This window comes from Saccharothrix sp. DSM 118769 (assembly GCF_052936295.1).
In genome coordinates this window covers 2,873,519-2,899,158 of sequence record NZ_CP193627.1, presented here as the reverse complement: position 1 = coordinate 2,899,158, position 25,640 = coordinate 2,873,519, and the positions used below count along the sequence as shown (strand labels likewise).

26 protein-coding genes are annotated in these 25,640 nt (G+C 72.1%); 14 read left to right on the top strand and 12 right to left on the bottom strand.

Annotated features, from left to right (window positions below):
* Positions 1–534: 534 nt before the first annotated feature.
* The 6 genes from ACRAKJ_RS13290 (at position 535) to ACRAKJ_RS13265 (ending at position 4,462) form a co-directional block, all read left to right on the top strand.
* Positions 535–807: a peptidase inhibitor family I36 protein gene (locus ACRAKJ_RS13290; protein ID WP_438920405.1), complete on the top strand. Its 273-nt coding sequence runs from the start codon at positions 535–537 to the stop codon at positions 805–807.
* A gap of 75 nt (positions 808–882) precedes the next feature.
* Positions 883–1,065, top strand: coding sequence for a hypothetical protein (locus ACRAKJ_RS13285; RefSeq protein WP_438920406.1), 183 nt, complete (start codon positions 883–885; stop codon positions 1,063–1,065).
* Positions 1,066–1,128: 63 nt separating this feature from the next.
* Positions 1,129–1,854: a hypothetical protein gene (locus tag ACRAKJ_RS13280; protein WP_438920407.1), complete on the top strand. Its 726-nt coding sequence runs from the start codon at positions 1,129–1,131 to the stop codon at positions 1,852–1,854.
* Positions 1,851–2,765, top strand: coding sequence for a DUF6895 family protein (locus tag ACRAKJ_RS13275; RefSeq protein WP_438920408.1), 915 nt, complete (start codon positions 1,851–1,853; stop codon positions 2,763–2,765). The genes ACRAKJ_RS13280 and ACRAKJ_RS13275 overlap by 4 nt, the downstream gene beginning before the upstream one ends.
* Positions 2,762–3,784 (top strand): serine hydrolase, encoded by a 1,023-nt coding sequence (locus tag ACRAKJ_RS13270; RefSeq protein WP_438920409.1) that lies wholly within the window; start codon positions 2,762–2,764, stop codon positions 3,782–3,784. The genes ACRAKJ_RS13275 and ACRAKJ_RS13270 overlap by 4 nt, the downstream gene beginning before the upstream one ends.
* Before the next feature lie 192 nt (positions 3,785–3,976).
* Complete coding sequence (locus tag ACRAKJ_RS13265) at positions 3,977–4,462, top strand: DUF5980 family protein (RefSeq protein WP_438920410.1); 486 nt, start codon at positions 3,977–3,979, stop codon at positions 4,460–4,462.
* A gap of 74 nt (positions 4,463–4,536) precedes the next feature.
* Here ACRAKJ_RS13265 and ACRAKJ_RS13260 read toward each other — a convergent pair whose 3' ends face one another.
* Genes ACRAKJ_RS13260 through ACRAKJ_RS13250 form a run of 3 tightly spaced genes read right to left on the bottom strand, consistent with a single transcriptional unit; the run spans position 4,537 to position 6,977 of the window.
* A complete protein-coding gene (locus ACRAKJ_RS13260; RefSeq protein ID WP_438920411.1) occupies positions 4,537–4,731 on the bottom strand; it encodes a 4Fe-4S domain-containing protein in 195 nt (64 codons plus the stop codon).
* Positions 4,732–4,768: 37 nt separating this feature from the next.
* Positions 4,769–5,974 (bottom strand): cytochrome P450, encoded by a 1,206-nt coding sequence (locus ACRAKJ_RS13255; protein WP_438920412.1) that lies wholly within the window; start codon positions 5,972–5,974, stop codon positions 4,769–4,771.
* A 43-nt stretch (positions 5,975–6,017) separates the two neighbouring features.
* Complete coding sequence (locus ACRAKJ_RS13250) at positions 6,018–6,977, bottom strand: 2-dehydropantoate 2-reductase N-terminal domain-containing protein (RefSeq protein ID WP_438920413.1); 960 nt, start codon at positions 6,975–6,977, stop codon at positions 6,018–6,020.
* An 89-nt stretch (positions 6,978–7,066) separates the two neighbouring features.
* Here ACRAKJ_RS13250 and ACRAKJ_RS13245 point away from each other — a divergent pair, with 89 nt between their 5' ends.
* The 4 genes from ACRAKJ_RS13245 (at position 7,067) to ACRAKJ_RS13230 (ending at position 10,838) form a co-directional block, all read left to right on the top strand.
* Positions 7,067–7,636 (top strand): SbtR family transcriptional regulator, encoded by a 570-nt coding sequence (locus ACRAKJ_RS13245; protein ID WP_438920414.1) that lies wholly within the window; start codon positions 7,067–7,069, stop codon positions 7,634–7,636.
* A 259-nt stretch (positions 7,637–7,895) separates the two neighbouring features.
* Positions 7,896–8,327: a DUF6301 family protein gene (locus ACRAKJ_RS13240; protein ID WP_438920415.1), complete on the top strand. Its 432-nt coding sequence runs from the start codon at positions 7,896–7,898 to the stop codon at positions 8,325–8,327.
* A gap of 5 nt (positions 8,328–8,332) precedes the next feature.
* Entirely contained in the window at positions 8,333–8,785 is a 453-nt protein-coding gene (locus tag ACRAKJ_RS13235) for a TY-Chap domain-containing protein (protein ID WP_438920416.1), read from the top strand.
* 7 nt (positions 8,786–8,792) lie between these two features.
* Positions 8,793–10,838 carry a tetratricopeptide repeat protein gene (locus tag ACRAKJ_RS13230; RefSeq protein ID WP_438920417.1) on the top strand — a complete coding sequence of 682 codons (2,046 nt, stop codon included), beginning with the start codon at positions 8,793–8,795 and terminating at the stop codon, positions 10,836–10,838.
* A 373-nt stretch (positions 10,839–11,211) separates the two neighbouring features.
* On the opposite strand, the gene ACRAKJ_RS13225 is transcribed toward ACRAKJ_RS13230, so the two are convergent.
* The 4 genes from ACRAKJ_RS13225 to ACRAKJ_RS13210 form a co-directional block, all read right to left on the bottom strand.
* Entirely contained in the window at positions 11,212–11,682 is a 471-nt protein-coding gene (locus ACRAKJ_RS13225; RefSeq protein ID WP_438920418.1) for a hypothetical protein, read from the bottom strand.
* Between the two features lie 65 nt (positions 11,683–11,747).
* Positions 11,748–12,761 carry an ArsR family transcriptional regulator gene (locus ACRAKJ_RS13220; RefSeq protein WP_438920419.1) on the bottom strand — a complete coding sequence of 338 codons (1,014 nt, stop codon included), beginning with the start codon at positions 12,759–12,761 and terminating at the stop codon, positions 11,748–11,750.
* 13 nt (positions 12,762–12,774) lie between these two features.
* Complete coding sequence (locus tag ACRAKJ_RS13215; protein WP_438920420.1) at positions 12,775–14,334, bottom strand: RICIN domain-containing protein; 1,560 nt, start codon at positions 14,332–14,334, stop codon at positions 12,775–12,777.
* 91 nt (positions 14,335–14,425) lie between these two features.
* Positions 14,426–15,337, bottom strand: a complete 912-nt coding sequence (locus ACRAKJ_RS13210; protein ID WP_438920421.1) for an SDR family NAD(P)-dependent oxidoreductase — start codon at positions 15,335–15,337, stop codon at positions 14,426–14,428.
* Between the two features lie 100 nt (positions 15,338–15,437).
* Here ACRAKJ_RS13210 and ACRAKJ_RS13205 point away from each other — a divergent pair, with 100 nt between their 5' ends.
* Positions 15,438–16,103: a TetR/AcrR family transcriptional regulator gene (locus ACRAKJ_RS13205; protein WP_438920422.1), complete on the top strand. Its 666-nt coding sequence runs from the start codon at positions 15,438–15,440 to the stop codon at positions 16,101–16,103.
* 246 nt (positions 16,104–16,349) lie between these two features.
* Here the strand turns inward: ACRAKJ_RS13205 and ACRAKJ_RS13200 are convergent, their stop codons facing one another.
* Entirely contained in the window at positions 16,350–17,201 is an 852-nt protein-coding gene (locus tag ACRAKJ_RS13200) for a metalloregulator ArsR/SmtB family transcription factor (RefSeq protein WP_438920423.1), read from the bottom strand.
* A gap of 100 nt (positions 17,202–17,301) precedes the next feature.
* On the opposite strand from ACRAKJ_RS13200, the gene ACRAKJ_RS13195 reads away from it, so the two are divergent.
* Positions 17,302–18,627 (top strand): FAD-dependent oxidoreductase, encoded by a 1,326-nt coding sequence (locus ACRAKJ_RS13195; RefSeq protein ID WP_438920424.1) that lies wholly within the window; start codon positions 17,302–17,304, stop codon positions 18,625–18,627.
* A gap of 447 nt (positions 18,628–19,074) precedes the next feature.
* Here the strand turns inward: ACRAKJ_RS13195 and ACRAKJ_RS13190 are convergent, their stop codons facing one another.
* From ACRAKJ_RS13190 to ACRAKJ_RS13175, 4 genes are read right to left on the bottom strand one after another with little or no spacing between them, the layout of a single operon-like run.
* Positions 19,075–20,070 (bottom strand): NAD-dependent epimerase/dehydratase family protein, encoded by a 996-nt coding sequence (locus tag ACRAKJ_RS13190; RefSeq protein WP_438920425.1) that lies wholly within the window; start codon positions 20,068–20,070, stop codon positions 19,075–19,077.
* Positions 20,067–21,713: an AMP-binding protein gene (locus tag ACRAKJ_RS13185; RefSeq protein WP_438920426.1), complete on the bottom strand. Its 1,647-nt coding sequence runs from the start codon at positions 21,711–21,713 to the stop codon at positions 20,067–20,069. The genes ACRAKJ_RS13190 and ACRAKJ_RS13185 overlap by 4 nt, the downstream gene beginning before the upstream one ends.
* Positions 21,710–22,690, bottom strand: a complete 981-nt coding sequence (locus tag ACRAKJ_RS13180; protein ID WP_438920427.1) for a 3-oxoacyl-[acyl-carrier-protein] synthase III C-terminal domain-containing protein — start codon at positions 22,688–22,690, stop codon at positions 21,710–21,712. Before ACRAKJ_RS13180 ends, ACRAKJ_RS13185 begins: the two co-directional genes overlap by 4 nt.
* Before the next feature lie 36 nt (positions 22,691–22,726).
* A complete protein-coding gene (locus tag ACRAKJ_RS13175; RefSeq protein WP_438920428.1) occupies positions 22,727–23,710 on the bottom strand; it encodes an alpha/beta fold hydrolase in 984 nt (327 codons plus the stop codon).
* 360 nt (positions 23,711–24,070) lie between these two features.
* Here ACRAKJ_RS13175 and ACRAKJ_RS13170 point away from each other — a divergent pair, with 360 nt between their 5' ends.
* On the top strand, positions 24,071–24,316 hold the full coding sequence (locus ACRAKJ_RS13170) for a phosphopantetheine-binding protein (RefSeq protein WP_438920429.1): 246 nt from the start codon (positions 24,071–24,073) through the stop codon (positions 24,314–24,316).
* A 52-nt stretch (positions 24,317–24,368) separates the two neighbouring features.
* Complete coding sequence (locus ACRAKJ_RS13165) at positions 24,369–25,640, top strand: beta-ketoacyl-ACP synthase II (protein ID WP_438920430.1); 1,272 nt, start codon at positions 24,369–24,371, stop codon at positions 25,638–25,640.

The window sequence follows — 25,640 nt, the reverse complement described above, 5'->3', positions numbered from 1 at the left end:
GGATCGGGGCGCCGTCGCTGTACTCGCCGACCGCCGGCCGGTCCATTCCGCTGCTGGGTGCGTTGTGGTGTCGGGCAGGGACGGGGTAGTGCTCCGCCGCCTCCCGCGCCCCACCCGCCGCCGATCATCGCTTGCCGCCCGACCCCGCCGGCCACCACGACCCGCCCGGGCCCCGGGCGACGCGGGCAGCGGGGACGCGGTGGCGGGGCCACCCGAAGCTCGATCGGTCACGACTTCGACCGGATCCCGCTGCCTCCGCCGCTTCGCTGGGCCGATCGGATGAACGTCTGCGTACTGGGCGGCGTTCGCACGTCTACCGGGTGAAGGGCCGGTAGCACCACACGCCGCCGCAGTCCTTCGAGGAGGTCACCGAAGAACGCTCCGCTGTCGTTGCCCGTCCCCTCCGGACGAGTGCGGCACCCTTCCGAACGAGGAGAGAACATGCGTTGGTGGAGAAGTCCACGAGCCGCCGCCGCTGCCGTTGTCACGGCGGTATCGGTCCTGTTGTCCGTGACCCTGGCGGCCCCTTCGGCGGTGGCCGCCCAGGGTTGCGCCACCTTCCCGTCGTTCTGCGCGTGGGACCAGTCCTTCATGCAGGGCAACGTCCGCAACGTGACGAACCCGGCCCCGGAGATCTGCTACGACCTCAACGGGCCGCGGCGGTCGTTCGTGAACGACACCGGGTACACGGCCGTCGTCTTCGAGGACTCGACGTGCGGCCTGTTGTCGGTGTCCGCCGTGATCATCCCGCGCGGGTACATGAACGAGATCCTCCCGATCCAGAGCGTCCTCTTCCTTCCCGTCTGACCCGACCGCCCCGGGTGACCGGGGCACGTCGACCGTCCGCTCGACATCGATGCAAGACCGATCAAGGAGGTTGTGATGTCCGTTCACACGTCCCTTCCCGCGGTGGCCACCGCCGAGGAGCAGAGCGCGGTGGAGGCCCTGATGGTGGAGCCCGAAGCCGGTGTCAGCGACGCGCCGCGCTACGTCGAGATCCCGCAGGCGCTGGCGCTGCTCAAGCTCAAGCTCTCGCCGCCGCTGCCCAAGGACTCGAAGCGCTAGAAGGGCTCCTGCCCTGAACCGCCAGGGCGGGCCCGGAGCCGAGCAGAAGGGTTGTTGGTACCGGTGAACAGTGGACGATTGCACGTGTCGCTGATGGACGCGGCGGCGGAGGTCGCCGACCGCGTCCTGAACTCCGTGGACGGCGATGGGGAAATCGGGCTCGCCGACTACGTGAACACCGGTGCGGACGCGACGATCGCCCTGGGGGCGGTCCGGCTGATCGGTGCGGACGTCTTCGCTCCGCACCTGCTGCTGGGCCGCCCCGTGCACCGCGACGACGTGGCGGTCGTAGCGCGCTCCTTCGTGGTCTTCCCCCCGGCCCGGCGGACCACCACCCGGCAACAGCGGGTTGCGGCGTGGCGGGACTGGGCGGCGGGTCGACTGGTGGCCCGCGCCGGCGAGGCATCGCCCGCGGGATCGGACGTCGCCCCGACGCCGGAGACGGCCGCGGCGCTGCTCGACGGCGCGAAGACCTGGCAGGAGTGGTCGGCGAACGCGGCGCAGCTGTCCCCGCTGGCGTTGCCGGGCGTGGGCGGCCCGATCACGGCGGCGGTGCTCGAAGGGACACGCCCGCTCGCGCAGGGGGTCACCCGGGCGGTGCTGCGCCGGGACTTCGTCACCGCGGCGCGGTTGCTCCGGTGGGTGGCGTTGTCGAGCAGCAACGGCCTGAGACAGCCACTGGACGCGGCCCTGCTCGTCGAGCGCATCCGGTTGTACGGCGGCACCGGGTCGCGGCTGTCGCTCGACCTGGCCATCTCCCGCCGACTGCTCCGATCGGAACCGGCATGACGACCCCGCTGATCCCGATCGCCCACAACGTCGCCCACCGCGCCCTGACGTACCTGCACGACCACCAGGGCGCCGACATCTTCCCGGACGACATCCCGGTCGAGCCGGACGACCCCGACACCGTCTACAAACCCGTCTCCGAGATCGGCATGGCCGCGGCCCTGGTGCTGCGCGAGGGGGTTGGCGGCACCGCACAGCTGCGCGCCGCCCGCGAGTTGATCGACTCCACGTGGCGGCAGCTGCGCGAGGGCGACCTGCTCTACGAACGCCAGCTGCGCAACTGCCTGCTCACCGACCCGATCGAGGTGTACTGCCACTTCACCTGCGGCGGCCACCGCCACCAGGCACTCGAACGACTGGCGGCGCACAACGCCGCGGTGCGCTCGACGCCCGAGGTGTACCCCAACCGCCGGCTCGCGGTGGCCAACGCCTACCGGACGTGCGGCATGTCCACCGACGACGATTGGGGCGCCCTGCTGCGGGCGACCTGGTTGGGGGCGACACCGCCCCCCTGGGCCATCGACTGGGACACCGCGTACAGCGTGACCCACACCGTTTTCCACGTGACCGACTGGGGCGCCAGGCCCGACGACCTGCCGCCCGACATCGTCGACTACCTCGCCACCTGGCTGCCCGTGTGGACGGACGTGTGGGCCGAGGTCGGGGACTGGGACCTCGTCGCCGAGCTGCTGATCGTGGACGCCTGCCTGCCCGAGCCGCGGTTCGACCTCGACGTGTGGACGCGGTTCGCCGCCGTGCAGCACGACGACGGCCTCGTGCCGCGCGACGGCGAGCCCGTCGACGACGACCGGGTCCGGCGCTTCTGGGACCACCACCACGCCACGGTCGTCGCGGTGGTCGCCGGCACACTGGCCGTGTCCCGGCTGCTGGGCGCCGGCCGATGCCGGTGACCGGCACGTCCGACCTGGACGAGCTCGTGCGCCCGCTGCTCTCGGCGGCGCCCGGCGCGACCGGCGCCGCGGTCGCGGCCCTGCACGGCGACCGGAGAACCCTGCTGGTGGCCGGCCACACCGCTCGGGACCGGACGCAGCCGATCACCCCGGACACCCGGTTCGAAATAGGATCGGTCACGAAGACGTTCACCGCGTTGCTGCTGGCCGAGATGGTGCGGCGCGGTGAGGTCCGCTACGACGACCCCGTCGACGACCACCTCCCGCCAGGCTGGCGACTGCGGCGTCCGGCCCCCGTCACGTTGGAGCACCTCGCCACCCACACCTCCGGCCTGCCGCTGGTACCGCTCACGACGATGCCCAGGGTGCTGCGGACCTGGTTCGCCAACCCCTACCGGGACCTGGGGCCGGCACAAATCCGAACCGGGCTGGCCCGTGCGCGGTTGCGATCGGCACCGGGTTCCCGGTTCCACTACTCCAACCTCGGCGTCGGGCTGCTCGGGTGGTCGCTGGCCGAAGCCGCCGACCTCCCGTTCGAACGCCTGCTCACCGACCGGGTCCTGCACCCCCTGGGGTTGACCGGCACCGGCAGCACCCCGACCCCCCAGGCCGTCGGGCACCGGCGCGGCAGGCCACTGCCACCGTGGCACATCCCCGGGTTGCCCGCCGCCGGAGCACTTCGCTCCACCCCGCGCGACATGCTCGACTACCTCGCCGCACACCTCACCCCCCGCGCCACACCACTGGCCTCGGCACTCGCCGACGTCACCCGCCGCCGAATCCCCTTGGCGGACAACGGTCACCTCTGCCTCGCGTGGTTCCAGCGGACGAAGCCGGACCACGACCTGCTGTTCCACTCGGGCGGAACCTGCGGGTTCACCGCCTTCACCGGGTTCAGCCCGCAAACGGGCACCGCCCTGGTGAGCCTGACCAACGCCGGTGCGACCCTGCGCGGCACGTTCATCCAACGCTCCTACGACACGCTGCGGACCCTCGCGGCGCTCAAGCCCGTACCGTGAGCGACGAGACGTGGCCGTGCTCACCGATCCGCTCCCACCCCATCACCACCTGAGGTGACCAGCGGCCGGTCCGGTTGACCACCGGCCGGTCGCGGTGGTCCTGCCCCACGTGACAAGTCGCCTCAGAGATCCCTGAAACCCGGTCGCTAGCGTGGACCGAAGCGTGTTCACACCAGTTTCGGGAGGGATTCGGTGAGAGTGGTGTTCCGGATCGTCAGATCGGTGCTCGTCCTGGCCTCGGTGCTCCTGCTGTCCCTGGTCGGCGCGTCCGTCGTCGCGTCGGCGCAGGCGGCATCGCAGACCCGGACGTGGCAGCTGGAGCAGTTCGACAGGACCAGCCGGATGTGCGTTCAGCAGGGTCCCGACGGGAGGACCCACGCCTCCTACTTCATCTTCGTGGTGAGCGGGGAGTGGACCACCGACCTCCAGTACGGGATGCGCGACCTGCCTCCCGGCTGGACCGCCACCGAGCACCACCTCCCACCGGGCTCCAACTTCCACGACCCCGACGGCTCGATCGACGTCAACGGGTTCGTCGGCGTGCAAGGGCCCGCGTCAGTGCCACTGGCGACCTACCACGCGCACATCCGGGTGTCGGACGGGACCGTGACCGAAACCCTCCCGACCGACATCGTCGTCACCACCGAGTCCTGGGTGGACTGCATGAACCGGAGGTGAGTCCCCGGCACTGGGCGCCGACAGCACTGGCTCGGCGTACCGGGGTCCGGCCGGCAGCCCCGGCCATGACTGCCTCATTCCTCCAGGTAGAGGGCCTGGCCGGGGCACAGGTGCACCGCTTCGCGGGCCTTCTCGACCAGCTCGCCCTCCGGCGTCTCGTTCAGCACGATGATCGTGCCGTCGTCCTCGCCCTGGTCGAACAGCTCGGGCTCGGTGAGCACGCACTGCCCGGCACCGACGCACCTGCCGGTGTCCGCGATGATCCTCATGACCTCTCCTCCCGAGGTGGGGGTGGTGGTTCGTCCGCTACCAGGTCACCGGGAGCCGGTACAGGCCGTAGATGTTCGCGTCGTCCTTGAACGGCAGCTCGTCCACGTCCACCGCCGGCTCCAGCGTGGGGACGCGGCGGAACAGCGTGTCGAACACGATCTGCAGCTCCATCCGGGCCAGGTTCTGCCCCAGGCACTGGTGCGGCCCGAAGCCGAACGCGACGTGGTGGCGCGCGCCACGCGCGATGTCGAGTTCGTCCGGGTTCTCGAACGCCCTCGGGTCCCGGTTGGCCGAGTAGCCGAGCGCCAGCACTCCTTCGCCGGCACGGATCAGCTGCCCGCCGACCTCCGCGTCCTCGACGCACAGCCGAGCCGTCGCCACGTCGACGATCGTGAAGTACCGCAGCATCTCCTCGACCGCGTCGAGCGTCCTGACCGGGTCGGCCTTGATCATCGCGAGCTGCTCCGGGTTCCGCAGGAACGCCACGGTCGACAGCGAGATCATGTTCGCCGTCGTCTCGTGGCCGGCCACGAGCAGCAGGAAGCCCATGTTGGCCAGCGACGCCCGCCGGTAGGTGCCGTCCGCGCGCAGCTTGACGATCTGCCGCCCGAGCAGGTCGTCCGGCGGGTCCTCCTCCTTCTCCGCGATCAGGTCGACCATGTAGTCCTGGACGGCTTGCACGGCCGCCCACCGCTCCTCGGGCGGCGTCGACTGCCTGATCACCTTCACCGTGTGCTCCTGGAAGAACTCGTGGTCGGCGTAGGGCACGCCCAGCACCTCGCAGATCACCAGCGACGGGACCGGCAGCGACAGCGCGTCCACCAGGTCAGCGGGTCGCGGCCCGGCCAGCAGCGCGTCGATCCGCTCGTCGACGATCTCCTGGATTCGCGGCCGCAGCGCCTCCAGCCGGCGCACCGTGAACTCGCCGAGCACGGCCCTGCGCGCCGGCCCGTGCTCGGGCGCGTCCATCGCGATCAGCATGCGCTCCTCGTCCGGCCGCCGGGACGCCGCCTCGCCCTCGACCAGCGCCGGGAAGTCCGGGTGCTGCCGGTCGGCGCTGAACCGCCGGTCGTTCAACACGGTTCGCACGTCCTCGTGGCGGCTGACCACCCAGGCCCACCCGCCGTCGGGCAGGCGAACCCGCGAGACCGGCTCCTCCTCGCGGATCTCCTCGTACGCCGGCGGTGGGGTGAACGGGCACGTACGGGCCATGGGGAACTCGTGCTTCCCGGCGGTGGTCATGACTTTCCTTTCCACGACGTCACGGACAGGCAGAAGAGGTCGGTCACCGGCTGTTCTCACGGGCGAAGTGCGGTTCCGCCGCCTCCAGTCGCGGTACCGGGATGCCCAGCCGCCGTGCTTCGGCCAGGGTGTCCCGGCAGACCTCACGCGGTTCCTCGGCGTCGGGGTCGGAGTGCGCCGCGAGGCTCACGCGCGCGAGCGCGACATGCGCGGTCAGCCAGGCGAGCGCTGGAGCCGTCAGCCAGGTGGGCGCCCGGAACAGCAGCACACCGCCCCGGTGGCGTCGCAGGTCGACGCCGCGCGCCTCGACGAGTGACAACAGCTCGCGGCCGGCCAGCAGCGCCTCGCGGAAGTCGCGCGTCGACCCGACCAACCCGGACAGGGAACCCAGCCGCAGGCCCTGCGAGAACATGCCGGCGTCCGACGCGAAGTGGACCCACAGCCAGCCGCGGAAGTCGGGCCGCTCCTTGAGCCGGAGCCCGGCCTCGCGGAACACCCGGCGCACGGCCAGTTCCCGCTCGGTCGGGGGCCGGCCGAGGGTGCCGAAGACCACCGACGGCAGCAGCGCCCCGTGGAGCACGCCGTCCGCGCCGAAGCCTCCACCGGCCTGGGGAAAGCCCCAGGCGACCCGGTCGGCGGGGAGGTCGCCGATCGCGGCCTGCGGCTCGGCCCAGACGTTGCCGAAGACCAGCACCGTGGCCCGGCCGACCCGCGGGGCCAGGAAGCCCGTCGCCCCCGCGAGGCGGTGGTGCGGCACGCTGAGCACGATCAGGTCGAAGTCGTGGTCCGGCTCCAGCGCCTCGCGGTAGCGCACCGGCCACTTCCCGACGACGCGCCGAGCGCGACCCCGGCGCCGCGTGTCGATCAGGTCGAGGTCCACCCCGTCCCCGTACGTCGCCGCGCGGCCCGGCCGGACGTAGAACTCGACGTCGTGCCCCGCCTGTTCCAGGACCCAGCCGTAGACGGTGGCGATCACGCCACGGCCGAACATCAGGATCTTCACGATGCACCTCGTGGGGTACGATTGATCTGGAGATCATCTCCACTTTCAACATATGGAGATAATCTCCACTTGTCAACGCGAGGAAGCGCATGACCGCCGACAAGCCGCTGCGGGCCGACGCCCGGCGCAACCGCGACGCCCTGATCGCCAAGGCACGGGAGGTCTTCGACGCCGGGGAGTTCTTCGACCTGCGCTTCGACGACTTCGCCCGCCTCGCCGGGGTGGGCACCGGCACGCTGTACCGCCACTTCCCCACCCGCGAGGCACTGGCCGAGGCGGTCTACCACGGGGAGGTCGCGGCGCTGTGCTCCCGCGCCCGCCGACTCCAGGCCACCCTGCCCGCGATGGAGGCCCTGGAGGCGTTCCTGCACGGCATGGTCGACCACATAGACGCCCACAAGGGCCTGGCCCGGACGCTGGCCACGCTCATGGCCGACCGCTCAGGCGCCCTGACCGAGGGCGGTCGGGCGCTGGAACAGGCCGTCGCCGACCTGGTGGCCGCCGCGGTGCGGAGCGGCGCCCTGCGCGACGACGTGGACGCGGGTGCCGTGGTGGTCGCACTGCACGGCATCAGCGCGGCTCATGATCGCCCCGACTGGCGGACTCAGGCCGACGGTCTCGTCACCCTCGTGCTGGACGGGCTGCGCCGCCCGCACTGACCGAGGCGACGACCCGGAGGTCACTCACCGCGCCCACGCGATCCACAGCGGTCGCGGGGAAGGCGTGACGATCACGGCCGGGCCGGCCGCCGGGCCGGGAACACCGGACCCGGCCCGTCCTAAGGTAGCCCGCAGGAGGTTCCCGTGACAGAGCAATGCAGCCCGGCCACGAGGACGAGCAGGGCGATCCGCGACGGGATCAGCACGCCCGTCCTCGCCCACGACCCGTGCTCCGGCGGCTGACGTGGACCACTCCGCGATGTCCCCCACCGAGGTCTGGGAGACCGTCGACTTCTGGGCCGGCATCCCCTGGCCGGTGTCCCGCGCCGACGCCCAGCGGAGGGCGGTCGACCGCCTCGGCTGGGTGATCGAGGTCGAGGACGGGCTGGGGTACCTGGTCAACCCGGCCTTCACCCCACCGGGGGTGTCGATGTCCGGCATCGACACCGTGTCGTCCGTGCGCTTCCGGATCACGGACGTGGTCGCGGAGGAGACACCGGCGACGAGGGCCTTCCTCGGCGACCTCTTCACGCTGGCGGTGCGCGAAGGGGCGGCCCGGCTGGGACGCCCGTCCCTCAGGCGCGACCGCGGGTGCACCGACGCGACCTGGGAGGTGGAGACCGCCCAGGTCACCATCACGCTGTTGTCGAGGTCCGTGGCGGTCCGGTTCCTCACCCCGGAAGGCAGGTGACCGGGGTGTCCGACTGGGAGGCGTTCGGCGGCGGTCTCACCGAGGCGCTGCGGGAGGTGTCCGACCGGGTCTTCCTGGTCGTCTTCTCCCGGGCCGACCCGCGGGTGTTCGTGCAGTTCGCCGGCGGCGAGCACGAGCTGCACTGCGAGGCGGCGGGGGCGCCATCCGCGGGGTACAGCCGCATGGCCGAGGCCGGGTGGACACCGCCGACCGGCATCGACCCGCCGAACTGGACCTGCTCTTCGCCACTGCCCGCGTTGACGGCGGAGTACGCCGCGATGGCGGCGCGCTGCGTGGTGGCGTTGCGCGACGTCCACGGGCTTCCGGGTCCCGACGGGCTGGCGTACAAGGCGTGGCGCGACGCGGAATGGCCGTCCGGCACGACTCCGTCCGCCGAACGCGACCCGGGCGAAAACCCGCTGGTCCTGCCGTGGCTGGACATCCCGTCCGCGCACTAGAGGTTCCTTGACCGGCTCCAACTCGGGAACGGGCATCAACGCCGCTTTTTGCGGTCCAACGGCGATCAGGGCCTGGTTGACTGCCCTCATGGACAGCGTTGCACGTGGTGCACCCGACCTCGCGCGCAACGAGCTGTCCGGGAACGTGCACGGGATGGTGCTCCAGGCCAGGAATGTCCACCTGCAGGCTCCCGTTGTGACGGCACTGGTCGGGCTGCCGCCGATCGACGCGGCGTTCACCGGCCGAGCGGTCGATCTCGCGTTGATTGCCGAGGCTTTGCACTCCACCCGCCCGGTCGTGGTGTCCACCCTCATGGGCCTGGCGGGCGTCGGCAAGACCGCGCTGGCGGTCAAGGCGGCGCACGACGCCATCGAGGCGGGCAGGTTTCCCGGAGGTGTGCTGTTCGTCGACTTGCAGGGCTACTCGCCCGCCTCGCGAGTCGAGCCCCGAACGGCTCTGTCGATCTTCCTGCACGCACTGGGCGTGCCGGTCGGACAGGTACCGGCGGAACAGGCGGCCCGCGAGGCGCTTTACCGCACCAGACTGGCCGAACACGCCGCGCCGATGCTGATCTTGTTGGACAACGCCTCATCGGTGGAGCAGGTCGTACCGCTGCTGCCCCCTGTCGCCACGCACCGGGTACTGGTGACGAGCAGGCACACGCTGGGCGGCTTGCAGGGCTCACGGAAGATCCCGCTCGACGTGCTGACCGAGGCCGACTCGGTGGCGATGCTGGACAACGTCCTGCGGGCCGCCGATCCGACCGACCGGAGGGTCGCGGATGACGTCGACACGGCGGGAGAGATCGCCACGCTGTGCGGACGACTGCCGTTGGCGTTGGGCATCATCGCCGCACTGCTGTCCGACGACCCGCAACTGCCGCTCACCGAGATGACCGGGTCGTTGCGCGAGGCGACGACAAGGCTCAACGAGCTGACCTACCACGACGATCTCGCCGTGCGCGCGGCGTTCGACCTGTCCTACGCCCGCCTCGGGGCCGCCGAAGCGCGCCTGTTCCGGCTCTCGTCGCTCAATCCCGGCAGGCAGGTCAGCACCGAGGCGGCTGCCGCACTGGCGGACCTGCCGTCACGCGAGACCGGGAAGCTGCTCAACGGGCTGCGCCGCGCCCACGTGATCGAACCGGGTGAACCGCGCGGCTGGTTCCGGTTCCACGACCTGCTGCGGCTGTACGCCGCGGATCGGGTGACGACAGACGAATCCGACGACAACAGGCAGACCGCGATCCTGCGCCTGATCGACTTCTACGTGAACGCGACCGAGCTCACCCAACGGCAACGCCCGTCGATCCGGACCCGCCACCAAGCCCACGCGTGGTTGGAGGTAGAGCGGACCAACCTCGTCGGCGCCATCGCACTCGCCCACCGGGAGGGCCACTACGACCAGGTGTTGCGGCTTGCGTTCGCGATGGGCACCTTCCTGTTCTACCGCCGCCGCCACGGAGAGGACGGGCTCGCCTCCTACGAACTGGCCCTCGACGCCGCCGCACGGCTGGACGACTCCTCCAGCCGTGCGAAGGCGCTCCGAGGCCTCGGCCGGATCCACCGCGAGATGAAGCACCACACCGCCGCGCGAGAGCGGTTCGACGCCGCCGCGGCCCTCAGCCAGGACCTCGGCGACCACCGCGGCCGGGCACGGGCGTTGCACAACCTGGGATCGCTCGCCCGACGCGAGAACGACTTCCACTCCGCGTGGAAGCACTACCACCAGGCACGAGCGGCGTACCGCGCAGCGGGTGACCGTGCGGGCGAGGCCCAGATCCACTTCAGCATGGGCATACTGGCGCGCAGCCAAGGGAAAACCGAAAAAGCGAACTCCTGTTACCAGGTCACCATCGAGATCTGCCGACAGATCGATCTGCACGACCTGGAGGGGCGGGCACACCGACGGCTCGGCCTGATGGCCGAGGACTTCGGCGACCTGCCCACCGCACGCGCCCATCTACAGCAGGCCTACGCCGCGTACACGGCAGGCGGAGAGCACCGTCGAGCCGAAAACGTTCTGCACCGATTGGAAGACATCCACTTGCCCTGACGCACAGCCTTCGAATTCACGGTACAACGGACGCACTTCCCGAGGTGCCGCGTGAGCACCGGTTGGTGACACCTGTGCGGGACCGCGGTGAACGGCGTGGTGCGCATCGGTCTCGGGACACCTGTCCGCGCGATGGGCACTTCAGTTCGACCAGGCCACCGCCCGATCCTGATGGACGTCCTGCCCCAGTCCGTGGAGGTGGTGTTCGTCCGAGTTCTGCGCACACACATCGATCAGGCCGGTCGACCTACCGTCCGGCTGAGGAACGGAGAGGTGCTTCACGACCACCGAGGCATCGCGCCCGGTGGGGAGCGCGGGTGCGCTCCCCACCGACCCCCCTGCCCGGCTTTCACGCCGGGGGTCTACCTCGGGTTCAACCGCAGCCGCCGCTGGGCATCCACCGGTGCGAGCGGATCTGGTACGTGCCGGACAGGTTGCCGCCGTGCTCCGGTCTGGTGCACCCCGCGCGGTCGCTGTTGTTCGACTTCTTGTAGTAGACGACGCCGATCCCGCCGCCGTTGGCCGTCGACTTCATGTTCATGACCGAGCGGGCGTTCAGCACCGCCGCCCACGAACAGGTGACGCTCCCGCTCGTCCAGTTGGGGTCGTCGACGCTCCACATGCAGCGCGCGCCCACCCCGTTGTACTCGGGCCAGAAGCAGACGTTGTTCCAGTCGCACTCCCACGACGACAACTCCTCGCCGGTCCGGTCGTCCCACGCCGCCACCGCACCGGGTTGTTCCGGCGTGGACACCGCGATCGCCGGTGCCGCCGCGAAGACCAGCGCGAGGACGACGATCAGGGCGTGGAGAAGTGCTCGTGCGCCTTTTCGGGTGTATGTCATGTCCACAGCCTGGTGAACGGCGCCTCGGCGTGCACCAACCTTCGCCGTAAGTCGAAAAACGCTGGTCAGGTACCTGTCGCCGTTGACATCAGCGCTCTACCGAGTGGGCTGATGACGTGCAGCGACCGGTTGGCGTCCCGCCGGGTGGTGACGAGGCCCGCGTCCCGCAGGACGGTGGTGTGCTGACTTACCGCCGCCGGGGACAGGCCGAGCCGACGGGCCAGCTCGCCCGTCGTGTGCATGTCGGCCAACGTGACGAGGACCCGGCCGCGGGTGTGCCCGAGCAGCGCGCCGAGTCGCCTGTCCGCGGGCATGGCGGCGAACGGGCCGTTCGCCGAGGTCATGGTGAGGTCGTGGTCGACCGGGTAGACCAGCACCGGCACGGGGATCGACTTGTCGATCAGCGTCACGGGGTTGTTCCAGCAGAAGTAACTCGGGATCAGCAGCACACCGCGGCCTTCGAGGGGGACGTCCCAGTCGACCGGGTACTCGGCCTCCAGCACGGGGGAGTTCCACCGGAGCGCGGGCCGGAGGCTGTCGAGCACCCCCTCGACACCACCGTCGAGGAACGCGCGGGCGCGCAGCGCGCGGTCCGCGTCGGTGTGCGCCCGCACCACGTCCCAGAAGGGCTCGATGACCCGGTCGTGGTACGAGCGCAACGAGCTCGCCACGTCGTCGAGCACCGCGGGTCTGCCCAGTGCCAGGTCCGCCATCCAACCGGGCAGCCGGCGTTGCCGCGCCAGGAACTCGACCTCGCGCAGCAGCCGGGCGCGCGGTGTCCGCAGCACGGCGTCCAGGCCGTGCTCGAACCCGTCCACCGACTCGACCGGTGTGATGAAGTCGGGGAAGTCCCCACGTCGCGGCACGAGTTGCCTCAGCAAGGGCTCCCCCGTCCGCTTCCGCGGCGTGGCGAGGGCGGGCAGCGCCTGCCCCCGCCACGCCCGGTAGGCCAGGCCCCCGGTTGTCGTGCGCAGCTTGTGGACGCTCATCACCAGCTCCCACATCGGGTCCGGTGCGGGCGCGACCCTCGTCCTGGCCAGGTCCTCGGCCGTGAAGTGCACGCGCAGTACGCCCCGCATGGCCCGCCTCCGCTCACTGGCTCCAGGTGAGGTGCTGCTGGTGGTTCCCGCTCACGCAATCCCACTGCTGGAGCTGGACGCCGTCGGCCTTCGACGAGCGCGGGAGGTCGAGGCACTTGCCCTCGGCGCTCCTGGGACGCAGCTCGTAGTGGTCGATGTCGCCGTCGTGCACGAGGGTCCCCTTCCACGACGTGGCGTTGGAGCACTGCTCCAGCACGACGGCCGCGCCGTTGTCCGTGCTGTGCCCTTGTACGTCCAGGCACATCCCGGTACCGCTGTTGCGGATCTTCGCGAAGCCGCTTCCGTCGCCGTCCCACTCGAAGGACCAGCGCTGGTTGTCGGTGTCGGGATCGCCCGGACGCGCGCAAGCCCATTGCTGGACCTTGTTGGAGGACCGGGCGAGCCCCTTGTGGTTGTCGACGCACTTCCCGGTCGGCTCGAACGTGATCCGGTACGGCTTGGCGGGGGGTTGGACCGGCGGCGCGCTGGGGCGCAGGGTCGCCCGACCGGGCGGACCGGGCGTCGTGGTCGCGGCACCGGTCCGCGGCACCGGCAGTCCACGCGCCATCGCCTTGTTGAAGGCACTCGCCACTGCGTTGATCCGCAACTGGCCGGAGACGGGGTTGTTGGTGTCGGTCAACACGGCCATCTGGTAGTCGTAGTTCCCGCCTCCCGCTCCCCCGTAGATCGCCCCGACGGCGTTGGTGTGGTAGGCGGTCGCGATATCGGACGCCTTCTTCGGCACCCACGGAAGAGGACTGACGGGCCGCCCGCCGAGTTTGTCGTAGCCGATCTTGTTCGCGGTCGTGGCCCCCGCCGGCGCCGCGTTGTGGGTACCCCACCCGTACTTCGTCGCCGCTTCGACCAGCAACTCGAGGACGTGCGTCCTGCGGTTCCTGCCGAGGAACTCCTCGTTCGGCGAGGTCAGGAACTTGAACAGCGCCACCTGGTCGCGCGCGGTGGTCAACGTCGTGCCGAATTCGTTCTCGCCATCGGGCACGGTGCCGCGGAGCCCGATCCTGTCGATGACCTCGCCCAGGTACGGGACCCGGTGCTCGTCGTCGTGGTGGACGATCCTCCACAGTTCGGCGGCGGCACCGGTGGAAGCGTTGCCGTACGGGCCGCCACCAGCCGTGCTGGTGATCATCGTCCGCATCTTCGCAGCCGTGTCCGGGTCGACCGGGCGAAGTTCCTCCTGGGCCTTCCACTCCAGTGCGACCGCGATGAGGACCTTGACGATGCTGGCGGTTTTGAACTGCCTGTCGGCGTTGTAGTAGCACGTGGTCCCGGATGACCGGTCGTGGAAGCCGATCGCGAGCCGCGAGCGCGACAGGACCGGCACCGGCGAGTACAGGTCGCTGCCGGCGACGGCCAAGGTCATGGTTTTCTCGAGTGATTCTTCGACTGCGGGGCCGCTGTCCGAACTGCACTGCCCCGATGGAGGGATTCCGACTTGCGGCACCCGGGCGTGTGAAGGTGTCGCAAGCGCTCCCAACAGGGCCGCGGCGGTTGCCGGGACGGCGATCCGCGCACGTAATCGGTGGTTGATCATCAATTCCCCCTGGAACGGCATCTGCGGATGAACGTTCTCCCTTGGGCATCAACACGTAGCGCGTGCTCACCCGGTTCGACAGGGGGTGGGTCCGGTCCGGGCGCGAGCCTCGTCAGGCGGCGACGGCCCGGCCCACCGGGAAGCGCACGCCGGTGAGGTCTTCCGAGATGGTCCAGAGGCGTTGCTGCGCGGTCAGGTCGTAGGACGCGGGGCTGGAGGTGACCGGCGTCGGGTAGCCGCGTCCCCCGGCCAACCCGTCGGGGCCGTAGTACTGCCCGCCGAGGACGGAGGGGTCGGTGGCGGCCCGCAGGGTGGGCAGCGCGCCCGCCGACGCGGGTTGGCCGACCACGGGGGCGAGCCAGGTGATGAGCCTGCGGGTGACCGCCGGGGCGTTGCGGGCCAGGTCGGTGCCGGAGATGCCGGGGTGCGCGGCCACGGCGGTGGTGGTGCCGTGCGCGGCGAGCCTGCGTTGCAGCTCGTAGCTGAACATCAGGTTGGCGAGCTTCGACTGGCCGTATGCGGCGACCCGGCTGTAGGAGCGCTCCCACTGCAGGTCGTCGAAGTGGATGGCCGCGCGGATGCGGTGGCCGGTGCTGCTGACCGTGACCACCCTGGAGCCGGGCACGGGCAGCAGCAGGTCGAGCAGCAGCCCGGTGAGCGCGAAGTGGCCCAGGTGGTTGGTGCCGAACTGCACCTCGAAGCCGTCGCGGGTGGTCTGCTTCGGGGTGTACATCACGCCCGCGTTGTTGATCAGCAGGTCGATCCGCGGGTGGGTGGCGCGCAGGCCGGCCGCGGCGGCGCGCACCGAGTCCAGCGAGGTCAGGTCCAGTTCCCGCACGGAGACGTCGCCGTCGATCCGGGCGGCGGCCCGCTCGCCCTTCTCCGGGTCGCGCACGGCCAGCACGACCGAGGCCCCGCGTTCGGCGAGCCGCCGGGCGGTCTCGAAGCCCAGTCCGGTGTTGGCGCCGGTGACCACGGCCACCCGGCCCTGCTGGGACGGGATCTGCTGCTCGGTCCACTTCATCCGGACTCCTAATGTACCGTCGGTAACTTACCGTTCGGACGGTAATGTACCGCCGGTACACTGTCAAGGGACCGCCGGTACCGCAGCTAGGCTCGGCCCCATGACGTTCCAGCGGGCGCGCAGCGAGGAGCAGCGGGAGATCCGGCGCCGGGCGATCCTGGAGACGACCTCGGCGATGCTCGACGAGATGCCGGTGGCGCAGGTGACCCTCAACGAGCTGAGCCGACGGGTCGGCCTGGCCAAGACGGCGGTGCTGCGCTACTTCGAGTCCCGCGAGGCCGTGCTGCTCGACCTGATGGACCACCGCACGACGACCTGGCTGGCCGGGCTGGAGCGGGAACTGGCCCGCGGTGTCGACCCGGCCCGGTCCGCGCTGGAACGGGCGGAGCAGGCCGCCGACGTGCTCAGCCGCTCGCTCGCCGCCCAGACGGTGCTCTGCGACCTCTTCGGCGCGCAGGGCGGGGTCCTGGAGCACAACGTCTCGGTCGAGGTGGTCCGCCGGCACAAGCGGGCCTCACTGGCCAACCTCGCGGCGATGACCGACCTCGTCCGGCGGCACCTGCCCGAGGTCGGCGACCGCGCGGAGCTGTTCTGCCTGAACACCCTGATCACGGCCGGCGCGCTGTCCTCCTACACCTCGCCGCCGCCGAGCCTGCTCGCCGTCTACGAGTCCGAGCCGGCGCTCGCGGTGCACCACGTCGACCTGCGGACCGCCCTGCGGACCGCGATCACCACGTCGCTGGTGGGCCTGCTGCCGCGCCCCTGACCCCGGAGCACGGCAACACCCGCGTCGCCGAGGAACACCCAACGGGCGCGGTCGCGCCGCTTCACCGGCAGCCGGCAGCCGGTCGGAGTCGTGCCGCTCGAAAAGTCATCGTCGCAGGTCACCGGTCGCAACAGGCCGCGCACGGACTTGCCTGCCCAAGCGATCGGCATGGTCGTACCGCGGAACGGCCGGCGAGCGGTGCCGTGAACGAGGTCGTGGTCGACGCAGTCGCCCCGAGGTGTCCGGTCAGCAGGTGGGGGCGGAGGGGGAGCCGGCGCGGCGTTCGAGCATGACGGTGTCGCGCCACACGCCGTGGTGCCGGGCGATGCGTTCGCGGACGCCGACGGTGCGGAAGCCGGAGGCGTGGTGCAGGGCGATGCTGGCCCGGTTCTCGGGGAAGATCGCGGTCTGCAGCGTCCACAGGCCGCCCTCGTCTGCGGCGGTGACCTGCTTGTGCAGCAACGACTTGCCCACGCCCCGGCCGCGCACGCCGTCGCCGACGTAGACGGAGGTCTCGGCGACGCCGGAGTAGCACTCGCGGGTCGAGACGGGGGTGGCGGCGGCCCAGCCCGCCACCCGGCCGTCGACCTCGGCGACCCAGCGGTGCCCGGGCAGCCACTTGGCCTCCAGCGTGCGGCGGCTGGGGGTCTCGGTCTCGAAGGTGGCGTTGCGGGTGGCGATGCCCTCGCCGTAGATGCGGCGCACGTCGGCCCAGTCGTCGTCGGTCATGGCGCGCACGGTGACGTCGGCGGGCAGGTCGGCCGGGCAGCACGGGCGGGTGACGATGGTGCCCATGACCGCGTCGGCGGCGTGCGGCAGGCCGGTGCAGCAGGCCGGGTTGACCGAGACCAGGGTGGCGGTGCCCTCCTTGCGCAGCCGCACGAACCCGACGTCGGCGAGCTTGCGCAGGTGGTGCGAGCAGGTGGACTGGCTGATGCCCAGCGCCTCGGTCAACGCGCCCACGGTGATCTCGCCGGGCCGCGTGGCGACGGTGTGCAGCAGCCGCACCCTGGTCGGGTCCGCCAGGCAGGCGAACCACTCGGCGTAGGTGGTCGCGTCCTGGAGGTCCAACCCCGCCGCGGGCGCAGTCATCGTCATGCTCCGCAGTCTATCGACCGGAACCGATGGTTGCATCTATCGACTTCGCTCGATACATTCATCTCGTTCGATCGATGAAAACCGATGAAAGAGGTGGGCCGTGAGTGAGCTTCCGGTGGTCGTGGTGGGTGGCGGACCGGTCGGGTTGGCGACGGCGGCCCACCTGCTGGAGCGCGGCGAGCGACCGTTGGTGCTGGAGGCGGGCGCACAGGCCGGCGCGGCGGTGGCCCGGTGGAACCACGTGCGGCTGTTCTCGCGGTGGTCCGAACTCGTCGACCCGGCCGCACGGCGTCTCCTGGACGGCGCGGGCTGGACGGCACCGAAGGGCGAGGAGTACCCCACCGGGGCCGAGTGGGTGTCGGAGTACCTGGTGCCGCTGGCCGGGGCGTTGGGCGGGCACGTGCGGTTCGGCGCCCGCGTCGTCGGGGTGGCCCGTCGCGGCCGGGACCGCGTGGTGGACGCCGGGCGGGACGTCGAGCCGCTGACCGTGCACGTGGAGACCGCCGACGGCGAGGAGCGCATCACCGCCCGCGCGGTCGTGGACGCCTCCGGCACGTGGGGCTCCCCCAACCCGCTGGGCGGCGACGGCCTGCCCGCCGTCGGCGAACGCGCGGCGGCCGACCGGATCACCTACCGCGTCCCGGACGTGGCCGCCGAGGTCGGGCGGTACGCGGGCAGGCGGGTCGCGGTCGCGGGCAGCGGCCACTCGGCGCTCACCGCGCTGGTCGCGCTGGCGGGACTGGCCGAGGAGCACCCCGGCACGCACGTCACGTGGCTGCTGCGCCGCGGCGCGGTCGGCAACGCCTTCGGTGGCGGTGAGGCCGACCAGCTCCCCGCGCGCGGCGCGCTCGGGCTCCAGGCGCGGGAGGCGGTCCGCGCCGGGCACGTCGAGGTCGTGACCGGCTTCCGCACCGCGGCCGTGGAACGCGACGGCGACCGCCTGGCACTGGTCTCGCAGGACGGGCACCGGGTGGAGGCGGTGGACGAGGTCGTGGCGCTGACCGGGTTCCGCCCCGACCACTCGTGGCTGTCCGAGGTCCGGCTCGACCTCGACCCCGTGCTCCAGGCCCCGACGAAGCTCGCCCCGCTGATCGACCCGAACGCGCACTCCTGCGGCACCGTCTACCCGCACGGCGCGGACGAGCTGCGCCACCCCGAGCCGGGCGTCTACCTGGTCGGCATGAAGAGCTACGGCCGCGCGCCGACCTTCCTCGCCCTCACCGGCTACGAGCAGGTCCGCAGCGTCGTCGCCGAGATCGCCGGGGACCACGAGAGCGCGCGCAAGGTCGAACTGGTGCTGCCCAAGACCGGCGTGTGCGGCGGCTCGGGCGTCTTCGACGTGGCCGAGCCGGAGGTGTCCGGGGGTTGCTGCGGCGCACCCGCGGTCGCCGAGCTGACGCCGGCCGCGCCGGGTGCGCGGTCCTGAGGTCCGGCAGCCCGGCGCGATCGAGGGGGCGCCGGGCTGCGCCGCGTCCTGGTGGTGCTGTGCCTGACCCGGGTCACCGGCTGGGGCGTCCTCCACTACGCCTTCCCCGTGCTCGCGCCGTCCATCAGCGCGAGCACGGGCTGTCCGCGGTGACCGCCGGGTTCTCGCTCGGCCTGCTCGTCCCGGCCGCCGTCGGGGTGCCCCTGGGCCGGGTGCCGGACCGGCGCGGGCCCCGCCTCGTCATGACGGCCGGGTCCGCGGTCGCGGTGGCCGCCCCACGAGCAGCACGCCGGCCGGATCGACCACGCGCCGGACGTCGCGGCGGGCGCGTCGTGGAAGTCCGTGCCGCACCGAGCGCGACACAGGTGCGGATCGGCGGTGCTCGTCCTGGCGCTCCTCCGTGACGAAGGGTAGGTGGACCTGGCTGCCGCTCGGCGGTCGTGCCCGTCACCGGCCGCCGGTGGAGCGGAGGAAGCACTCCAGCAACGCCAGTCCCTGCCGGGTGCTGATCTCCGGTGCGAACCCCAGCTCGTCCTTGGCGGCGGTGATGTCGAACCAGTGCGAGGTCGCCAGTTCGGCGGCCAGGAAACGGGTCAGGGGTGGTCCCGACCGGCTGCCCGCGAGCTTCCAGAGCAGTTCCATGATCCCGCCCACCGCGTAGGCCGGGCGCGGGGGCAGGCGGCGGAAGGTGACGGGGAGGCCCGCCGCCCCGACCAGCCCTTCGACCATGGCGCGCAGCGCCACCGGCTCGCCCTGGCTGAGGAAGTACGCCTTCCCGGTCGTCGCGGTCGACGTGGTCAGCCGGCGCAACGCGAGCAGGTGCGCCTCGGCGGCGTTGTCCACGTAGAGGGTGTCGACCTCGTTGTCGCCGTCGCCGATCAACGGCAGCGGTCGGCGGGCGGCGCGCAGGAGGCGCGGCAGGAAGTGCGGGTCACCCGGCCCCCAGATCAGGTGGGGCCGCAGGACGGTGGTGGCCAGCCGGGGTCCCGTGGCGGCCATGACCACCTTCTCCGCCAGCGCCTTGGACCACGGGTACGCGGCCAGGTGCTTCGCGGGGTACGGGGTCGCCTCGTCGGCGCCGGTCAGGTCGGAGCCGCCGAAGACCACGCTGGCGCTGGAGGTGTGCACGAGGACGCCGACGCCGCGGTCGTGACAGGCCTGCACGACGTGCCGCGTCCCGAGGACGTTGACGTCGTGGAACTCCCGTCGAGGGCCCCAGGCGCTCGCCTTCGCCCCGGCGTGGACCACGGCCTGGCAGTCCTCCGCGGCGGCCGACACGGCCGTCGGGTCGCGCAGGTCCCCGCGGTGCTGCTCGACGCCCCACTCGGCCAGTTCGCCGTCGTGGCCGCGCCCGAAGCTGCGCACCGAGTGCCCGTCGAGGAGCAGTCGGCGGCAGATCGCCCGGCCGAGGAACCCGCCGCCGCCGGTGACCAGGGTCCTCATCGCCGCACCGCCCCGCGCACCCGCCGGCGCGCCCACCGCGCCAGCCGGTCCCGGTCGATCTTGGCGTTGTGCCTGATGTCGACGGGGAGGCCGGGGTGGACCAGCACCTCGCGCACCACGTCGCCGCCGCACACCTCGGTCAGCCTCCGGCGCAGGGCGGTCACCACCGCCTTCCCGTCGCCACCCGCCGGGGTGTCGTCGAGTTCCACGCACAGGACGGGGACACCGGCGTCGACCAGGGCGGTGCGGCGCACGCCGGGCACGGCGTCGCAGGCGGGCTCCACGTGTTCGGTGTCGAGGTGCCCCGGTCCCGTCGGCACGCGGTGGGCCTTGCGCCCGGCGAACCACAGCCGTCCCTCCGCGTCCACCCGGCCCAGGTCGCCGGTCCGGTGGACGACCTCGTCACCGTCGCGGACCTTGGCGGCGGCGTTCCCGTCCGGTCTGCCGAAGTAGGCGTGGCTCACGCTGGGACCGGACACGGTGATCTCGCCGATCTCCCCGGGCTCGACGGTCAGGGAGGGCGACCAGCGGGGAACCGGTCCGGCACCGGGCCGGACGATGCGCACCGACAGGTGCGGCAGCGGTCTGCCCAGGCACGTCCCCGCCCCGTTCTCCCTGGCCTGCCTGGTGCCGACCAGGTCGTGCCGGTCGGCGGCGCTGATCGGCAGGCACTCCGTGGCCCCGTAGACGCTGCGGATGCGGGCCTCCCCGGGCACGCAGCGGTCGAGCAGGTCGACCAACCGGGCGGGGATCGGCGCGCCGAACGACGCGACGCAGGTGATGGTGTCCAGCACGACGCGGTGCCGCGCGCAGTGGCGGGCCAGGACCGACAGCAGCGCGGGCGAGCCGAGCAGCACCGAGGCCCGCGTCTCCGCGATGGTGGCGGCCAGCCGGTGCGGGTCCACCTCCGCGGGCTTGCGGAAGTCCATGTCCGGGACCACGACGGTGGCGCCGAGCACCGGCCCGTACAGCGCGAAGGGGGCGAAGCCGGTCACCAGCACGGTCCCGGGCGTCACCCCGAGCGCGTGGCCCGCGTGCGCCACCTGGGAGGCCAGTTGGCGCTGGGTGTACTGCACGGCTTTGGGCGACCCGGTCGAGCCCGAGGTGAAGGCGAGGAGCGCCAGGCCGTCGAGGTCCGGCGCGACCGGCTCCGGCGCGTCGCCGGTGGCCGTGCGGGCGAAGTCGTCCCGCAGGGTGATGCGCGTCGTGTGGCGTCCCCAGCCGAGCAGGCGCCGGGCCGCGTGCGCGACCGCGCCCCCGAGGAACGCCTCCGGCGCGACGTCGTCGAAGCAGCGCTTGAGCCGGCGCAGCGGCAGGCCGGGGTCGAGGAGCACCGGGACGGCCTCCAGCGCGGTGAGGGCGTAGACCGAGCCGATGAGGGTCAGCGGGTCGCGCACCAGCACCGCCGTCCTGGTGCCGCGGCCGATGCCCGCCGCGGCGAACGCGGCGGACGCCCGTCGGTGGAGTTCGCGGAGTTCGGCGAACGTGGTCCGCGGTCGTGCTGCGCGCGGCGAGCGGCAGATCACCGCGTCCTGGTCGGGGTGGACGCCGACCCGGGCGAGGAAGGCCGCGGAGAGGGTGTCGGCCACGCCGAGGTCGGGCACCGGGCCGGGGGTCGGGTCGGGGATCGGTTCGGGGGTCACCACTTCAGCACCATCAGCCCCGCGCTCACACCGCTGGCGACGCCCATCAGGACGACCAGGTCACCGCGGCGCAGCCGGCCGGCCTGCTCGGCCAGGTGCAGCTGGAGCGGGAGGGTGGCGGCGCCGACGTTGCCGTAGCGCGACACCGTGGGGATCACCTTGTCGGTGGAGAGGCCGAGCGCCGCGCACACCTGGCCGGCGAACTCCACCGAGGGCTGGTGCACGCACACCAGGGCCACGTCGGCCGGGCTCAGGTCGAGTTCCTTCCACAGCTCCAGCACCTCACCCGCCATCCTGGCGTCGAACCCGAGCATCAGGTCGCGCGACCGGACGACGCCCTCCCCCACGACGTCGTGGCCCATGCTCTGCTGGACGTAGACGTTCGGCAGCGTGGCGGCGCGCCAGGCCGTCGAGTTCGCCGAGAACCCGGAGGCGATGATGCCCGGTGTGGTCGAGGCTTCCAGCAGCACGGCGGTTCCCAGGTCGGCGATCGAGTACGACGCCAGCGCGTCGAGCAGTTCCGCCCGGTCGCGGATGGTGCGCCTGGTGTGCCGCGAGAGCGTCTCGCCGCAGGCCACCAGCACCCGGCGGCAGCGCGGGTCGGTGCGGATGAGGGCGTCGGCGACCTGGAGGGCGTTGAGCACGCTGTTGCACGCGTTCTTCAGGTCGAACACCGGGCACCTGGCGCCGATCCTGTCGGCGACGACGTGCGCGGTCGCCGGCTCCTCCACGTCCTCGGAGACCGCGGCGAACAGCAGCAGGTCCAGTTCCCCGGCCTCCCAGCCGGCCGCGTCCAGCGCCTTCACCGCCGCCGCGGCCGCCAGGTCGGACGGGTAGCACGACGGCGGGGCGACCACCCGGCTGTGCAGGCCGTACATCTGCGTGAAGGTGCGCGGCGGAACGGTCACCCCGGGGGCCGCCCGGCGTATCGCCGCGATCAGTTCCGCCTCGGTCTCGACGTGCGGTGGAACTTCCACGGCGACGGCACGTACGCGCGCGTAATCGCGTGACATCTATTTCCCTCCCGGTCGTGGGGATCGGTGCGAGCCGTGGTCGGACGAGCGGACGAACCGCAGGATCGCGGGGATCAACTCCTCCCCGGCGTCCTCCAGCACGTAGTGACCGGCTTTCGGGTACAGGTGGACCTCCGCGCCGGGGAAGCGCCGCAACCACTCCTGGAGGATGCGGTCGTCGAACACCGGGTCGCGGGCGCCCCAACCGATGAACAGGGGCAGGCCGGCGGTGGGGTCCTCGTCGGGGCCGAACAATTCCCAGGCGGGGTCGGCCGGTGACAGCGGGATGTCCTGGACGAACCGGACCACCGCCCGGCGGTGCCGGCGGTGCGCGTAGGGCGCGACGTACGCCTCGCGCGCCGCGCGGCCCAGCCCGCGGGTCGTGCCCAGCCGCACCGCCGCCAGGGCGAAGGCGTTGGTGCGGTCGACGAACCGGGCGGCCGGGGGCACGTCCCGGATCAGCCGCAGGAACCACGGCAGGCGGTAGCCCGGCGGCCAGAGGAAGGCGACCGTGTTGAGCGCGACGACGCGCGTGACGAGCCCGGGGTGCCGCCGCGCCCAGGCCAGGCCGATCGGTCCGCCCCAGTCGTGCGCCACCAGGGTCCACCCGTGCCGCGGCGCTCCCCGGGCCTCGACCAGGTGCTCCACCAGCCTGTCCAGGTCCGCCACGCGGCGGGCGGCGCTGTAGGGGTAGGCGGACTCGGCGGGGCGATCGGACCACCCCATGCCGATGTGGTCGGGCACGACGCACCGGTGGTCGTCGCGCAGCGCGGTGACCAGGTGCCGCCAGTGGTAGCTCCACGACGGGTTGCCGTGCAGCATCAGCACCGGCGAGCCCTTCCCCTCGTCCAGGTAGTGCTGCCCGATGCCCTCGTTGTCGAACCAGCGGGAGGTGAACGGGTAGTCCGGGAGCGGTCGGTCCGGCGAGGGGGCGACGCCCCCGGACGTCGCCCCCGCTTCTTCGCGCACTGGTTTTCTGAGCACCCGGCTTCCCATCTTCGACACCGTCTTCGACATTGGTGATTCATCGGGATTGCGCTCGGCGGCCTTTCCCGTTCGAATGTGACCCGGCCGGGACTTCGCGCACAAGCCGGCTCACCCGTTCACCCGGAATGGTCACCCGGTCGGCGATGTACTTCCGGACACCGTCCGACCGGACCAGATGAGGGAAAAGCGGCGGTGATCACTGATTTGTTCGCCCGACCGGCCGAACGGCGCGGGCTTGTGGGACGCCGACCGCGTGGGGTGTAATGGGCGAAGAATTCGGTCAGGCCGTCTTCGCCGACCGGCGCCGCGAAACCGGCGATCGCACACCACTCAACCCGTTCCGGAAGGGGCCCCGCCATGTCCGTTGATCCCGGCACCGTGCCGAGTGAATTCATCAAGCTGCTCTCGGAGATCGCCGAGATCCCCGAGGAGGAGATCAACGTGGAATCGGCGCTCAAGACCGACCTGGAGGTCGACAGCCTGGGGGTGGTCGAGCTGCTGACGGCCGCCGAGACGCAGTGGGGGATCAAGATCCCGGACGAGGAGGCCGTGGAGCTCACCACGGTCGGCGGGATCATCGAGTACATCCAGCGGAAGCTCTGAGGGACCGGCACCCGGCCACCCACCACGCAGCCGACCGGCGAGGAGCCCCCGCATGCCAGTGACAACCCCCACCGTCGTCGTCACCGGGGTGGGCGCCACCACGCCCCTGGGCGGGGACGCCCGGACGACGTGGGCGAGCCTGCTCTCCGGGGCCTGCGGCGTCCGCGGGCTCGACCTCCCACCCGAGTGGGCCGACCGGTTGCCGGTGCGCATCGGGGCGCCCGTCGCCGTCGACCCCGCCGAGACCCTGTCGCCCAAGCGGGTGCGGCACACCGACCGGGCGAGCCGGCTGGCGCTGGTGGCCTCGGCGGAGGCGTGGTCCGACGCCGGGTTCACCGGTGCGGCGGGCGGCCCGGACTGCCCGCTGGACCCGCTGGAGGTGGGGGCCGTCGTCAGCAGCGGCATGGGCGGGGTGGTCTCGGCGCTGGAGCAGTACGAGGCGCTGTGCGACCGCGGACCCGACGGCGTGTCCCCGTACTGCATACCCATGATGATGCCGAACGCCCCCAGCGCGGAGGTGGGACTGCTGATCGGGGCGCGAGCGGGCGTGCACGCCCCGGTCAGCGCGTGCGCCGCGGGCGCGGAAGCGGTCGCGTACGGCGCGCAGATGATCCGCTCCGGACGGGCGAAGGTGGTCGTGGTCGGCGGGACGGACGCCATGCTCCACCCCCTCGCGCTGGCCGCGTTCGCGCGGATGAACGCCTTGTCGCGCCGCAACGACGACCCGCGGCGCGCCTCGCAGCCCTTCGACACCCGACGTGACGGCTTCGTCCTCGGCGAGGGCGCGGGCGTGCTCGTGCTGGAGGAGGCCGGACACGCCAGGAGCCGGGCCGCGCGCGTGTACTGCGAGCTGGCCGGTTACGGCCTGGCCGCGGACTCCCACCACATCGCCCAACCCGACCCCGCGGGCGCCGGCGTGGCGCGGGCCATCACCGCGGCCCTGCGCGACGCCGGCACCTCGGCGGACGAGGTGGACCACGTCAACGCCCACGCCACCTCCACCCCCCAGGGGGACCTCGCCGAAGCCGGTGCGATCCGCCTGGCGCTGGGCCGCCACGCCGACCGGCCCTGCGTCTCGGGCACGAAGTCCTCCACCGGGCACCTCATCGGGGGCGCCGGCGGCGTGGAGTCGGTGCTGACGGTGTTCGCGGTGCACCACCGCGTCGCCCCGCCCACCGCGAACCTGACCGACCTCGACACCGCCATCGGCCTCGACGTCGTCGGACCCGAACCCCGTCCCCTGCCCGCGGGTCCCGTCACCGCGCTGAACAACGCGATGGGCTTCGGCGGCCACGACGTCTCGCTGCTGTTCCGGTCGAGCTGA